The sequence below is a fragment of the Hominibacterium faecale genome (assembly GCF_020734085.1).
In the GTDB taxonomy this organism is placed as follows: domain Bacteria; phylum Bacillota; class Clostridia; order Peptostreptococcales; family Anaerovoracaceae; genus Hominibacterium; species Hominibacterium faecale.
In genome coordinates this window covers 36,464-50,151 of record NZ_JAJAGH010000013.1, presented here as the reverse complement: position 1 = coordinate 50,151, position 13,688 = coordinate 36,464, and the positions used below count along the sequence as shown (strand labels likewise).

The 13,688-nt window shown below is 50.2% G+C and carries 10 protein-coding genes and 1 tRNA gene; 6 read left to right on the top strand and 5 right to left on the bottom strand.

Annotated elements, in window-relative coordinates; all coding sequences use genetic code 11:
- Positions 1-11 precede the first annotated feature (11 nt).
- A complete protein-coding gene (locus LG211_RS16890) occupies positions 12-920 on the top strand; it encodes a DMT family transporter (protein WP_148397450.1) in 909 nt (302 codons plus the stop codon).
- Between the two features lie 148 nt (positions 921-1,068).
- Here LG211_RS16890 and LG211_RS16885 read toward each other — a convergent pair whose 3' ends face one another.
- The 3 genes from LG211_RS16885 to LG211_RS16875 are packed head-to-tail and all read right to left on the bottom strand — an operon-like array spanning position 1,069 to position 5,928.
- Positions 1,069-2,565, bottom strand: coding sequence for an amino acid permease (locus LG211_RS16885; RefSeq protein ID WP_148397449.1), 1,497 nt, complete (start codon positions 2,563-2,565; stop codon positions 1,069-1,071).
- 42 nt (positions 2,566-2,607) lie between these two features.
- Positions 2,608-3,543: a glycyl-radical enzyme activating protein gene (locus LG211_RS16880; RefSeq protein ID WP_227755490.1), complete on the bottom strand. Its 936-nt coding sequence runs from the start codon at positions 3,541-3,543 to the stop codon at positions 2,608-2,610.
- 21 nt (positions 3,544-3,564) lie between these two features.
- On the bottom strand, positions 3,565-5,928 hold the full coding sequence (locus LG211_RS16875; protein ID WP_269478045.1) for a glycyl radical protein: 2,364 nt from the start codon (positions 5,926-5,928) through the stop codon (positions 3,565-3,567).
- 242 nt (positions 5,929-6,170) lie between these two features.
- On the opposite strand from LG211_RS16875, the gene LG211_RS16870 reads away from it, so the two are divergent.
- The 3 genes from LG211_RS16870 (at position 6,171) to LG211_RS16860 (ending at position 9,135) form a co-directional block, all read left to right on the top strand.
- Positions 6,171-7,124, top strand: a complete 954-nt coding sequence (locus tag LG211_RS16870) for a hypothetical protein (protein ID WP_148397446.1) — start codon at positions 6,171-6,173, stop codon at positions 7,122-7,124.
- A 463-nt stretch (positions 7,125-7,587) separates the two neighbouring features.
- Positions 7,588-7,662 (top strand) — tRNA-Glu (locus LG211_RS16865).
- A 552-nt stretch (positions 7,663-8,214) separates the two neighbouring features.
- Positions 8,215-9,135, top strand: a complete 921-nt coding sequence (locus LG211_RS16860; protein ID WP_148397445.1) for a DMT family transporter — start codon at positions 8,215-8,217, stop codon at positions 9,133-9,135.
- Positions 9,136-9,139: 4 nt separating this feature from the next.
- On the opposite strand, the gene LG211_RS16855 is transcribed toward LG211_RS16860, so the two are convergent.
- Together LG211_RS16855 and LG211_RS16850 are read right to left on the bottom strand one after the other, a co-directional pair.
- A complete protein-coding gene (locus LG211_RS16855; protein WP_148397444.1) occupies positions 9,140-10,132 on the bottom strand; it encodes a hypothetical protein in 993 nt (330 codons plus the stop codon).
- A complete protein-coding gene (locus tag LG211_RS16850; RefSeq protein WP_148397443.1) occupies positions 10,129-11,544 on the bottom strand; it encodes a CCA tRNA nucleotidyltransferase in 1,416 nt (471 codons plus the stop codon). Before LG211_RS16850 ends, LG211_RS16855 begins: the two co-directional genes overlap by 4 nt.
- A gap of 74 nt (positions 11,545-11,618) precedes the next feature.
- Here LG211_RS16850 and LG211_RS16845 point away from each other — a divergent pair, with 74 nt between their 5' ends.
- Positions 11,619-13,049: an aminotransferase class V-fold PLP-dependent enzyme gene (locus LG211_RS16845; protein WP_148397442.1), complete on the top strand. Its 1,431-nt coding sequence runs from the start codon at positions 11,619-11,621 to the stop codon at positions 13,047-13,049.
- Between the two features lie 303 nt (positions 13,050-13,352).
- Complete coding sequence (locus LG211_RS16840) at positions 13,353-13,565, top strand: TOBE domain-containing protein (protein ID WP_148397441.1); 213 nt, start codon at positions 13,353-13,355, stop codon at positions 13,563-13,565.
- The last annotated feature ends 123 nt before the right edge of the window (positions 13,566-13,688 follow it).

The window sequence follows — 13,688 nt, the reverse complement described above, 5'->3', positions numbered from 1 at the left end:
AGAACAAGATTATGCAGATACATAAGAAAGAACGCTTAGCGGCTTTGGGCATTATCATCTGCACCCTTTTGTGGGGCGCGGGTTTTCCGGCGCTAAAAGCCGTGGAAGAGCTGCCGGCCTTCCTGATCATCGCCGTCCGATTCATACTGGCAGCCGGGTTTCTTTCGGCGGTTTTTTATCGGCGGTTTCGCCTCATTAACCGAACCGTGGTCAAAAATGCGTTTATTTTGTCCTTTCTGATTTTTATCATGTACGTGTTCGCGACGGTGGGAATCCGCTACACTACATCGTCAAAGGCATCTTTTTTCAGCTGCCTGGGCTTTGTCATTATACCCTTTCTCAACTGGCTGCTGTACAAACAAAAACTATCAAAGATCACGGTCATCAGCGTGCTCATGTGCTTGACCGGAATTTTCCTCCTCAGCTATTCATCGGATATGGGCCTGAATTTTGCGCTGGGGGATATTATTTGCATCGGCTGTTCGCTGTCCGGATCGCTGCAGATCGTTTTTCTGGACAGAATGACAAAGGATGAGCGCAACGATCCGACTCTGCTTTCGGTGCTGATGATGATCCTGATCGCCATCTATGGAACGGCGGCCGTATTCTTTACCGGTGCCTGGCAGGTGCGCCCGGCCGGGTTTGACTGGGGCGTTCTGATCTTTATCGGCGTGTGCTGCACGGCGATTGCGTATCTGTTGCAGGCGGTGGGGCAGAAATATGTGCCTTCTACCAGGGTAGGGATCATGTGCGCCTTGGAGCCCGCATCGGGGGCCATCTTCTCGGCGATTTTTCTGGGGGATCACTTGGGCTGGTTCGGATGGTCGGGCGGAGCAGTCATCATCGCCAGCCTGATTTTCATGGAAGCTATGACCGCCAGGAAAGCGGCGAAGGAAAAGGAAGAGCAGCACGCATCATAAATTTTAAAATGCGTATTATTGGAAAATTGTTAATTTTTTTCGGAAAACTATGCCTCCTGAAATTTTGAAAAGATGTGCGATGCCGAGCACACTCAAAAGGGGCTGTCGCATTCGCTTTCACGAATGGGGCAGCCCCCATATGCGCTTTCTAAGCAATGGCCGAAATATCGCTTTTATCCACGCCTTCAGGCGGTTCGAAATCCATATCTTCGTACTTGACCCATTTGGTCCCATGTCTCTTCTTGTATCCGAAGAAGAGGAGGAAGCCAAGGGGGATCATGCCGTAGCAAGTGATGAAGTCAAACCAGTTGAAGTCTGAGAACAACCAATAGTTGCAGGTAATGGTTACTAGAATACAAACCGCGATTGCGAAGATGGTACCGAATGGGTACAGCGGCGCTTTGTATTCCAGCTCGCTGAGGGTGTGCCCCTGTTTGAGCCATCCTTTTCTGAACCGATAGTGGGCCAGGGAGATGGTCAGCCAGTTGATGACTCCGGCGATTCCGCACAGATAATAGGCAGCCGTATAAGCGATGCCGTCGCCCACCAGGGATGCTACGAAAGCGGTGGCTCCCACAACAGCTGTAGCAATTACAGCACGGACCGGAACTCCGCTCTTGCTGAGCTTGCCGAAAAATCTTGGAGCAGTCCCTTTTTTCGCCATAACCTGCAAAGTCCGGGAAGCGCTGTACATGGTCGAGTTACCGCAGGAGAGCACGGAAGTGAGAATAACCGCGTTCATAACAGAAGCAGCAGCCGCAAATCCTGCATTTTTGAAGACAATGGTAAAGGGCGATGCAGCGATGTTGTCCTCCGCAGCGTCCAGCAGGGTCGGTTCTGTAAAAGGTACGATGGTAGCGATGATGACGATGGTCCCCAAATAAAAGAGCAGGATCCGCCAAAATACGCTTTTGATCGCCTTGGGAACGTCTTTCCTCGGATTCTCCGATTCGGCTGCAGTGAGGCCGACCACTTCCGTATTGGAGAAGGAGAAGGCAGCGACCAAAAACACCAGGATGACGCCGCTGAGTCCGTTGGGGAAGGGCGCTTTTCCAGAATCTCCGCCGTCCAGCACCCAGTTGGAAAATCCGGCGTCGTTGCCTTTCATGATACCCAGGATCATGAGCACGCCGATTACCAAAAAGATGATGGTTACCAGCACTTTAATGCCGGCAAACCAGTATTCCGCTTCGCCAAAGCCTTTTACTGAGAAAAGGTTGAAGGCCAGCAGAATGGCCATGAACAGGATCGCCCACAGGGTGGAATTGGAACCGGGGAACCAGTATTTTATAATGATGGCTCCGGCCACCAGCTCCGCGGCCACAGTCATGGAACAGCCGAACCAGTAGCACCAGCCGTTCATAAAGCCCCACGCCGGATCGATAAAGCGGTCTGCGTAGGCAGTAAAGGCTCCCGGGATTGGCAGCTTTGTCGCCATTTCACCCAGCGCCGTCATCATAAAATAGACGACGATGCCCATGACGATATATGCGGTCAGCGCTCCGCCGGGTCCGGCGTCGGCTATGGTCCCGCCCATAGCCAGGAAGAGTCCGGTACCGATGGTACCGCCGATGGCAATCATGCTCAAATGGCGGCTCTTCAGTCCTCTCTCCAATGTTTCTCGTTCTTGTTTTTGTTCTTTCATGAGAGTCTCCTTTTTCTTCTTCTGTGGAAATCCCTGTTTGTTCTATAATCTCCCCAATATTTCTATTTCAGCGCCTGTATTGTTTTCCAGATAGGCTTTAATGGCATCCACGCGCTCATCATCCGGCGCTTCGAAGAGTGTCTGCGAACCGCCGATATGTTCTTCTTTCAATGCTCCCAGATTATGATACGGCAGAAGGGTCACTTTTTCAATCCCCAGGCGGCGGTAAAGGTCCGCCGTTTGATCGATCTGCTGATCGGAGTCATTGACCCCCTTGATCAGCGGCATGCGCATAATGAGTTTTTTAACCAGCCCGCCGCTTTCCGCCAGCATAGTCAGGTTTTCAAGAATGCGGGTGTTCTCCCGGCTTGTATAAGCCAGATGGGTTTCGTTATCGATGGCCTTCATATCATATAGGATATGGGAGACGTTTTCCTTTTCCGCCAGCGCTTTAAGCAGATCGCCGTCCCCGAACCCGGAGGTGTCCAGACAGACGGAAATTCCTTCTTTTGCAGCGGCATCAATCAAGGCTTCCGTAAACTTTGGATGGGAGAGCATCTCACCGCCGCTGATGGTAAGGCCGCCTTCCGTATGGGAGTAGAACTGCTTGTCCTGCGCCACTTGATAAAGGACGTCCTCTACCGTCATCGACTGTGCCACGGGTTTTAATGCCTGGGCATAACAGATATCGGCGCATCGAAGGCAAGTGTCGCACAGCTCCCAGCGGATATCGATCTCCTGATCCTCTCTCTGATAAACGGCATCCCGGGGGCATGCTTCTATGCAGTACCCGCACTGAATGCAGTTATTGGGCATCCGAATGATGTGCTGTGCATAATCGATCAATTCCGGGTTGTGGCACCACTTGCACCGGAGCGGACAGCCCTTCAGAAAAACCGTGGTGCGAATGCCGGGGCCGTCCTCCGTGGAAAATTTTTGTATTCCGCCGACGAGGGCCCGCAAAGGTTCGTGTTCCATGTTGATCTCCTGCTGCTTTATTTATTTCAGATGGGCGGTCCGGTCGATGATCGTGTCCTGTGCCGCCTTATCCAGCTCTGTAAAATAGGCCATGTATCCGGCTACCCGGACCATCAGGCCCCGGTAATCTTCCGGTTTGCTTTGGGCCTTGCGAAGGGTTTCGTTGTCAACCACATTGATCTGAATGTGCTCGCCGCCGTGGTCGAAATAAGTCTTGATAACGCCTTCGATGATATCCAGTCCTTTTTCCCCTTCAATGCCCTTTGGATCAAAGCGGAGGTTGAAGAGGGCTCCGTCATGGAAGTTCTTTTGGTCGATGGCAGCCACCGATTTGACCGTTGCGGTAGGTCCGCTCAAATCCCGTCCCATGGTGGGGGAGGAATTGTCGCAGTAAGGCTCGCCGGCCAGCCTGCCGTCAGGTGTGGCTCCGCAGACCTCTCCGTGGGAAATATTCACGGTTTGGGACAGGTTGCAGAAGGAATATCTGCCGTGCCTGGAATCTTCCCAGCTCTGAACTGTATCAGCGCAGAAGCGGAGTAAATCTCTGGCTACGCTGTCCACATGTTCATTGTCGTTGCCGAATTTGGGCGGCTTGTTGATGAGCAGCTGTCTCAGACGCTCTTCTCCTTCAAAGTTCTTGTCCAGGGCCGCGATCAGCATGTCCATGGTGACCATCTTGTCCTTGTAGATGACCTCCTCGATGGCTACCAGAGAATCGGCCAGATTTGCCGCTCCCGTGATGAACATACCGGCCGTATTGTACTTGGTTCCGCCCTCCTGGACCGGTTTTCCCGATTCCACGCAGCCTTCCATTGCCATGGAAGCAAAGATCACCGGCAGCCGCAGCATATGATAAGGAACCATCAAGTCATAGCCGTCTTTAATCATCTGATAAAAATATTCCAGCTGTTTTTTGACGGCCTCCGTCAGTTCTTCTATGGATTGAAACTTCCTGGGATCGCCTGTTTCAAGTCCCAGCAGTTCTCCGGTTTTTGGATCGCGTCCATTGTGCAGGACCAGCTCCAGCACTTTCGGCGCATTGACGTAGCCTGCGTCCGGCGAACCGTCCGTAGTTCCGCCGCCGGGGCCGGGCTGAATGCAGCCGACGATGGCCCAATCTCTGGCTTCTTCGATGGTGCAGCCTTTGCCCAGGGTCATGGGGATTGCCGCATCATCGTTGAAGAATCCCGGGTTTGCCATGCCCTGCTGGATCATCTTTGCGCCTTTCCGAATCAGCTCTTTGGGCGTTCCTTCAAAGACCCGCACGGCCAGTACCGGCTGGGTGGTCTGCAGATCCGCCGCTGCGTCCAGGCACAGATAGGACAGGTCATTGGTAGCGTCCAGCCCTTCTCTGGTCTGTCCGCCCACCATGAGGATTTCCCACATGGGATAACCTGCGAAGGATTTGGCGTACCATCTGTCCCTTACTTCATAAACCTCACAGCATTTAAGATAAAAACATTCCAAAAGCTCTAAGGCTTTTTCTCCGGTAATGGTTCCAGCCTCGCAATCGGTCTTGAAGAATGGGTACATATATTGGTCAAATCTTCCGAATCCGCACGCGGTGGTAGGCGCCTCAATGTGGAAGGCCACCTGAATGAACCACACCATCTGCAGGGCCTGATGGAAGCTCTGGGGCGGATTTTCAGGGACAACCCTGCAATTGGCCGCGATCTGCATCAGCTCTTGCTTCCGCTGGGAATCTTCGCAGCCGGCGGCCTGGCGCTCCGCCTCATCGGCCAGCCGACGGGCATAGGTGATTAAACCTTCGCAGAGGATGATGCAGGCCTGCCAGAAATCGATTTTTTCCTGCTTTTCTTTGGTTCCGCCTTTCGTTTCTTCGATGTTTCTGCGGCATTCTTCCATATAGCCCTTTAATCCCACTTCCAAAAACTTTTTGTGGTTGGGCATGGTTTCTCCGGAGACGCCGTTGCGGCATCCCACGGAAATGAGATCTTTCTGTCTTGCGTTTTCTATGTATTCGGGAAGGATTTGAGGCGCCAGGTCCTCAAGGGCTTTTCCATCCCAATATTTCAGCGTTTCCAAAATGGTTTCCCTGTCCTGGGGGCTGATCCGGTAAGGATCGGTTTTTCTTACCGGAAATTCATCGATATCGGCGATCAGCCATTTGCTGGATGTGTATTCAGGAAACAGGTTGGCGCCTTTGTATTCGTTGGTCGGTGTTCCGACGATCAGTTCGTCTTCCATCACCAGAGTCGTCATATGTTCCATGACATATTTGACGATCTTGGCGCGAAAGATGGGGACGGCGTCACCTGCAAATTTTTTATGGGCTTCTGTGGCTAAAACCAGCCGTTCGGCTGTGATGGCCGGAATGGTGTCAAAATATTTCTTTTTCATTCTCTGGAGTCTTGGGGTCAGCATGGTTTTCCTCCTTGTTTTGGATCGAATTTATTCTTCTATCTAACTACTCATTGTATGTTAGGCGGGCGGGAAGCTCAATAATTGGATTGTTTAAAAATATAATTGAGTTGCTATTTTGCTTGTCAGAGCCGGTATTTTTCACAGCGGAGAATTCAAGCGGAAATTTGTCCGCAGATTTGGACTTTCTTTCTTATGGTATGTGGGATATACTAGTAATAATAAGAACAAAAGGAGGACTTGTGATGAGACTGAGAGATTTACTGAACGATCAGACGGAAGTCAAAAAGGAAATTCTGATTGGCAGAGAAATAGAGGTACAGGAAAAAAAGGCGCTGCTTTTAGGTTTGAGAGAATTAGATGAGGTGGAGGACGGTGAACTGATAACGGTTTCCAGACTGCTCATTCTTCATGAGGATTATATGGCTGATTATGACGATTGGGATGAGGATGAAGAATGGGAAGAGGAGGAAGCGGAAACCAACCGTCAGCTCTTGATCGAATCTATGGAAACGGACGGCGATGTTTCAGTGACGGATATAGAAGCTTTTCATATTAATGGAACTCGCTATGAGACCGACGAGATTAATGTAAGCTACCTGGAGGAACAGCCATACGAGGAAATTATGCTCATCAAGCATTTTGCAGAAAAGGGATGCGTGCCTCAGGAATGGATGGACAAGGACGTGGACATGCTGGCGCTGGCCGCTTATGATGTTGAACCGGCAATGTTTGGTGTCAGCTGGGACGCGGATATTCTTGGGATCACGGCTGAGATGGCAGAACCGATTGAAGAGGTTCTGGTGGGGAAGGTCATTCGGTGCAGCTGCGGACATTACGATATGCCCAAAACCTTTGCAATAAAAGGAAAGAACGGCGAAGATGTTACGGTGCGGATCCATGGGGTTTACCTGCACAATATTTGGACGGACGTTTCTTGCCTGGACATGGACTTCTCCGAGCTGGAGGAATACTGCGACCGAGACGAACGGCTGCTGGTCGTGGAATACAGTACCGATGAAAATTTGCAGCTGGAGTTTTATACGAAAGACTATCTGGACGCGCCGGCAGATGTGGATGAACCATTTTCAGGAATTGGCCTTTTGTCTGATGGGAACCATGAACGTTGCGTTGTGGATGTGGTGCCGGCTGATTTTGAGGATGAGGTGGAGATCGAGCTGCTTTCTTATACTGTGTAGGAGTTTTTGCTGTCCAACTTTCGGGCTTGGCTTGGTCACGGGTCTGATACTTGGTTCCGTCCGGAAAATTTTTGTGGAAAATCGCATTTTTTCCGCAAAGTTGTGGGTCTGCGGGCTATGATCCGGCTGGAATGGCCATGCGCTTGCTTAAAATGGAATATGTGGGGACTCAACCGTTGGAAAATGTGTAAATTTCACGAAAAATTTTCGTTTTTTTCACGGAGAGTCCCCTTTTTGACACTGAGTCCCGGTGGCCGGAATTCGACATGCTGCGTAGTAACTATCAAAAAACAAAATCAAAGACTGCCGGCTGTAAGTATGTTATAAGGTATGACAACTGCCAGCTCCAAGCAGTCGAATATGAGCAGAATGTAATCAACTAGCAATCACCTCCGGAGAAATGTAAAAAAGATATGGACAAGCGGGCGGAAGAAAGTTATAATATAACTCGACAGCTTGATATGTCGCCTTGGTCAAGTGGTCAAGACGCAGCCCTCTCACGGCTGAATCAGGGGTTCGACTCCCCTAGGCGATACCAAAGACAATGCCGAAAACCACTGAAATTTCAGTGGTTTTCGGCATTGTCAGACCTTTTTGAGGTGCAAAACAGACCACACGGACTAAAAGATAAAAAAGGACTGTAGCATTTAGGATGCCGCTACGGCTTTCATAGCCTTTATTGTAGACGTTTCAAGGCGATTTGCCTTGAAGATTTCTTTGGCCTTTTGTACCCTGGGCGTAAGCTGTCCAATATCATTGGTCTGTTTGGTTCCTTCATATTCGCAAAAGTGGACGAACTGACGGAATACACCTTTGATGGCCTTGGGGTTGTCTTTTCTAAAATCTGAAATCGCTCGGAAGTCCGGCTTCAATTTAAATGTTTTAGAGTGAAACTTTTCTTATTTTCTGCGAAGCTCACTAAATAAGTATCTTTATCTGCAAAATGCACGGTAAATGATCACTTTCTAAGAATAGATATACGTGCTTTTGATAAGGCAATCCACAGCGGGGGATTTTCGTCATTAGTTTGATTTTCCTGTGAAAATGATTTAGAATACCAAGTATACGATTTTGTGCAGGAGGACATGGAGTGGATATCAAAGGCGAAGTGAAAGCAAAACGAAATATGATCATGGCGGATATCGGTCTTTTATTTGTTGCTCTTTTTTGGGGCGGCGGTTTTGTGGCAGGAAAATTCGCCCTGGAGGACATGAGCCCGATGAACATCATGGCCTATCGATATGTGGGAGCAGCGCTGGTCATGGCGTTGTTCTGCATGAGAAAATTCAAGCTGATTACTAAGAAAATGGTTCTCTGCTCACTGCTCATTGGCTTTCTCATGTATTTGGGCAACACCCTTCAGACGATCGGACTGCAATATACGACACCCGGGAAACAGAGCTTCATTATTTCTCTGTACACAGTGATGGTTCCGCTGTTGTCGTGGATTATCCTGAAAACCAAGCCGTCAAAGAAAATCCTTGCCGCGGCTTTTCTCGCTTTGGTTGGTATTGCGCTGCTGACGCTGAAAGACGATCTTACCATCGGGCTGGGTGACTTTCTGACCTTTCTTTTTGCCGTGACCTTTTCGCTGCAGGTGGTATTTATCGGTATCTTTATGAAGGATATGGATGCAACGCTGTTTACCTTTTTGGAGATTGGGATAGCCGCCGTCTTTTCACTTGTTACTGCACTGATCTTCGATACGCCGGCAGGCTTGCCTGAGATGCATCTGGTCCCGTTGCTGGGACTGATTTATCTGGTCACCTTTAATACTGCGTTCGCGTTTTTGCTGCAGAACTTGTGCCAACGATTTGCGCCTGCCAACCATACCGCCATTCTGCTGTCCACGGAAACCGTCTTCGGTACCGTTTTTGCCGTTACCCTGGCAAATGAAGTTTTTCGGGGCCGGATGCTGATCGGTTGTATTTTCATGTTTGCAGCCATCATCATTTCCGAGTTTCCGAGCAGAAAAAACAAAGCGCCCGCCGGGGATCCTGAAAACGAGTAAACGGCTATTTTTCATAAGAAAATAGTTCGATCTCCAATCCGCTGTGATAACGGTCGTCGACCACATCAATGACGGAACGCATGCGGCGGCCGCTGCTGGGAATGAACAGACCGGATAAGATTTGGAATTCATAGCAGTAAGGCGCATCCAAAAGATTCTTGGCAAAGAAGCGGGGTACGCAGGAATTCATTTGCCAGTCCAGAACTAAAAGCTGTTTTCCTTTGGGACAGCAGCGGATCAAATTGATGATCTGCTCCCAAGCGTACTGTACTGTTTCTTCTTCCGAAAAATGTTTCTCCTGCATAGCAAAAAACTCATCCACTTTGGCCCAGGGATCGTAACGATAAAGTCCGTTGATCCGCACTGAGATATGCTCACCTTCATGGTCCGTAAGCTCCAGCACTTTGGGAGTATCAAAGGTACCGTATGGACAATAAAAGGCATGCTCGGCCAACTGGGCATTATAAGCCTTGACGATGTGCATCGAAAAGGTCGTATCTTTTTGTCTGCAAAGTTCATAGTAGCGATCCGATGGATCGGCCTTGCAAAGGAAAAGGCGCACTTGATCTAGGGGCTTATCAGACCAGTTTGAGGGTATGCAGCCATTGCGCAGAAAATATTGGAGGATAAGGATGCCGTCCTCACATTCATCCAGCCGCATGGCCTGACAGCGGTATTGGGTCATTTCTTTGAGGAGCTGGCCCGGATCGGCAGGATGGAGATCGGAAGGCCCGGCCTTGGCCTGCACCGATTCTACCACTTGAGGGTCGGAAAATTCTTCATAACGGAGAACGTCCCGGTTTGTGACGCAGGCATCAAGCGAATCTGCGGCGCTTTCACCAAGAATCCAGAAATCAGAACAAATATCTTCTTCTGCTTCCCGTTCGGCCAAGGCCATGAGCAGATACGGGCAGCCGTCGTCGGCGATGACTTCCTTTCCTATAAAAGCGACTCTGAGAAAGCCGGGATCCGGTTTTTTCAAATCTTTAAGCTTCATGATTTTTTGCCTCCAATCACATTTGCCTGTAGATTTAACATTTCCGCAGCCGAATGGAGAAGCACGGCTCTCTCATTGGGCAGCTCTTCTTCCATCACCAGATCCAGCAGTCTGTCCAATGTCCTTCCGATTTCCGGGCCCTGAGGCATCCCCAGGGCTATCAGGTCGCGGCCGCTGACCGTAAGATCCCTGAGTGAAAAACAGTTTTCTGCTGCCAGCACGTCCTCCATCTTTTCGCTGAACGCCCGGATTGCGGATACTCGATCCTGGGTATAGATGGGATTCTGGCTTTTCACATCTGCGTATTCCAGTTCGATCAGAAGCCTCAGCTTTTCTTCGCCCAGCTTATGGAGCAGCTTTCTGGCCTGTTTGGCCGTTGGGTGGAATACGATACTGTGGTTTCTGACGATGGAAGTGACTGTTTCTCTGGTGTGATTGTCGTATTTAAGCCGGGACAGCACCTCATCTGCGATCCGTTCGCTTGCCAGCTCGTGACGGTAAAAATGGCCCCAGCCTTCCTCGGTAACGGTCATCATCTCCGGCTTGCCGATATCGTGGAAAAATGCGCACAGTTTTAATAGGGGCGTGTTTTTAATCTGATCGATTACATGAAGGGTATGGTCCCACACCGTATAGATGTGATAGCTGTTTTTCTGGTCAAGATCAAACATGGGCCTGGCTTCGGGAATAATCTGTCCGATAATCTCCCGATATTGGGAAAGTACGCTCATGGCCCCGGCGCCGCAGAGCAGTTTGTCCAGTTCTATGCGGATTCGTTCCGCTGAAATCCTGTCCAAAAGGGATTTACAGTCAATAAGGGCGGCGGCTGTTTCCTCTTCAATGGCAAAGCCCAGCTGTGCCGCAAAACGAATTCCCCGCATGATGCGCAGAGCATCCTCTTCAAACCGTTTCTTTGCCGTGCCCACACATCGAATGATCCCCTCCTGCAGATCGGCTGCGCCGCTGAAAGGGTCGATCAGACCCGCATCCGGGTGATATGCCATGGCGTTGATGGTAAAATCCCGGCGGCTCAGATCCTGCTTGAGGTCAGAGGTAAAGCGCACTTGCTTTGGATGGCGGCCGTCCTGGTATTCGCCGTCAATGCGGAAGGTCGTCAGTTCGAACGGCTGATGGTCCACAATCACTGTGAGGGTGCCGTGTTTCATGCCTGTCTCCACAAGGTGAAGGTCGGAAAAACATTGCTTCATTTCATCCGGCAGGGCGCTGGTGCAGATATCCCAGTCCTGGGGCGTCCGGCCCATGAGGCTGTCGCGGACGCACCCTCCGACTGCAAAGGCTTTATGGCCGCAGGCGGTCAGGCGGTTCATCAGATAGGCGGCTTGGTTTGGGAGCACGATGGAAACGGGCGGTGCTCCCTGTTTTAAATTGACTATAGCGTCGCAATGGGACATGGAAACTTCCTCCTTTTGCTTTCTATTTTAACACAAAAGCAGTATAATGGAGAGACTTGGAAAGGAGAAATTTTGTGGACAGAGAAAAGACAACGGTACAATTCCTCATGGAGCACGCGGCAAAGAAGCCAGTGTCCTTTCATATGCCTGGGCATAAAGGCGCGCAGCTTTACCGCCGTTTTGGCTATGGGGAATTTCTCGATCAATTTATGGACTGCGATGTTACAGAAATTCCGGGAGCAGATAATTTGTTTCAAACCGAAGGAATTTTAAAAGGAACCCAGGAGCGTTACGCCCGGCTGTATCAAACAGATCATTCCTATCTGCTGATCAATGGCACCAGCTGCGGAATTATCGCGGCCATCCTGGCCAGCGTACCTGAGGGCGGAAAACTGATCATGGCGCGAAACTGCCATAAATCCGTATTCAACGCCCTGGCGCTGGGAAAGGTTTCGCCGGTTTACTTGTATCCTCAGCTGATTGAAGAGTACGGGATACTGGGACAAGTGACGCCCCAGGAAGTGGAACGGGCGCTGTTGGAAAATCCCCAGGCCGGAGCTGTCATACTGCCAAGCCCCAATTACTACGGCGTTTGCAGCGATATTAAGGCCATCGCCGACCTGGTCCATAAGCACGGGAAGGTTCTGATCGTGGATCAGGCTCACGGAGCCCATCTTAAATTGCTGAGCCAGGCGGGCGAAGGGCCGGCCTGCGCTGAGGATCTGGGCGCCGACATCGTCATCAACAGCATCCACAAAACCCTGGCATCCTTCACCCAGAGCGCTGTCCTCAATTTGAACTCCCATCGGGTGGACCGCTATGTGCTGGAAGATAAACTCCAGGCCGTTCAAAGCACCAGTCCGTCCTACCTGCTGATGGCATCCCTGGATATCAACGCCGATCTTTTGGAGAAGAAGGGATCAGAGCTGATGGCGCAGTGGCGGGAAAATTTGAATGCTTTTTATGAAGGGGTCAAACGAATACCGAATGTGCGGGTCATGGACAATCTTGAAAACTTCGACCGCAGCAAGATCAATCTGGATACGACCCTTCTTGGGATTTCCGCAGGCCGCCTGGAAGAGCTTTTGATGGAGCGGGGCGTGTTCGCTGAGCTTACGACTGGCAATATCCTCATGCTGATGACCGGAATCGGCAATCAGCGGCGGGATTTTGATGTGCTGCTCCATGGACTGAAGGAAATCAGCAAACTTTGTGAAAATGGGAAAAGACAGGAGCAAGCGGCAGTTCATACGGCGGGCGGCGGCCGCAGCCCCGGAAAAAAGCGGATTTACGATATTCCTAAGGATAAGCGGCGGGTTCTCCTTTCAGATGCCGCGGGGTGTATCTGTGCATCCTCCATCATCCCCTATCCGCCGGGCATTCCTTTGATCTGCCCGGGTGAAAAAATTGAAGCCGAAGATATCGACTATATTGCCGGCCTTCGGGCTGCCGGGGAAAAGGTGATCGGCGTCAATGAAGAGGGGGAAGTTACGGTAGGCAAATGAGCCTGCGGGCCAAACGGGGCGATGCGTTGACTTTGGGCTGGGGTGCAGAGACTGGGTCCCGGGCCAGACTGTCAGACTCCACCTCAAAACCTTTCGGTCCAGATACTTTCCTAAATTTTGACTTTGGAATTTATGGAAAAGGGTATTATGTTTTGAAATTTGATAATCCGGGTATGAAAGTGGTGAGCTATACATTAAAAAAACTGAAAAACGGTCAGAATTCGTCCTGAAAAAAGTTTTTTCTGACAGTCGGTTGCTGCAGAGCAAAAAATACGGGACAGACCGAGGAAAGGATGAAGAATTATGAAATTAAGCGCTAGAAATCAGTTAAAAGGCACAGTTGTTGAAATTAAGAAGGGTGCGGTAAACGGTATTGTAATCCTTGATATTGGCGGAGGCAATAAAATCAGTTCCACGATTTCCATGGCCTCCATTGAAGAACTGGGTTTAGAAGTGGGAAAAGAAGCTTATGCAATCATTAAAGCGACTTCTGTTATGGTTGGTGTTGATGATTAGTATGTTGTTGGCCAGATGATCCGCGGACAAACTGCCGGGTTTTTGTTGAATGGTACAGGATGCCCAAGGGCATCCTGCTTTTTTTGGCTGCGAAATGGCGTTGCGGCAAAGGGAAAATTAATA

Coding starts and splice junctions, on each gene's coding strand:
- LG211_RS16890 (WP_148397450.1), top strand. CDS start 12: ATGCAGATACATAAGAAAGAACGCTTAGCGGCTTTGGGCATTATCATC.
- LG211_RS16885 (WP_148397449.1), bottom strand. CDS start 2,565: ATGAAAGAACAAAAACAAGAACGAGAAACATTGGAGAGAGGACTGAAG.
- LG211_RS16880 (WP_227755490.1), bottom strand. CDS start 3,543: ATGGAACACGAACCTTTGCGGGCCCTCGTCGGCGGAATACAAAAATTT.
- LG211_RS16875 (WP_269478045.1), bottom strand. CDS start 5,928: ATGCTGACCCCAAGACTCCAGAGAATGAAAAAGAAATATTTTGACACC.
- LG211_RS16870 (WP_148397446.1), top strand. CDS start 6,171: ATGAGACTGAGAGATTTACTGAACGATCAGACGGAAGTCAAAAAGGAA.
- LG211_RS16855 (WP_148397444.1), bottom strand. CDS start 10,132: ATGAAGCTTAAAGATTTGAAAAAACCGGATCCCGGCTTTCTCAGAGTC.
- LG211_RS16850 (WP_148397443.1), bottom strand. CDS start 11,544: ATGTCCCATTGCGACGCTATAGTCAATTTAAAACAGGGAGCACCGCCC.
- LG211_RS16840 (WP_148397441.1), top strand. CDS start 13,353: ATGAAATTAAGCGCTAGAAATCAGTTAAAAGGCACAGTTGTTGAAATT.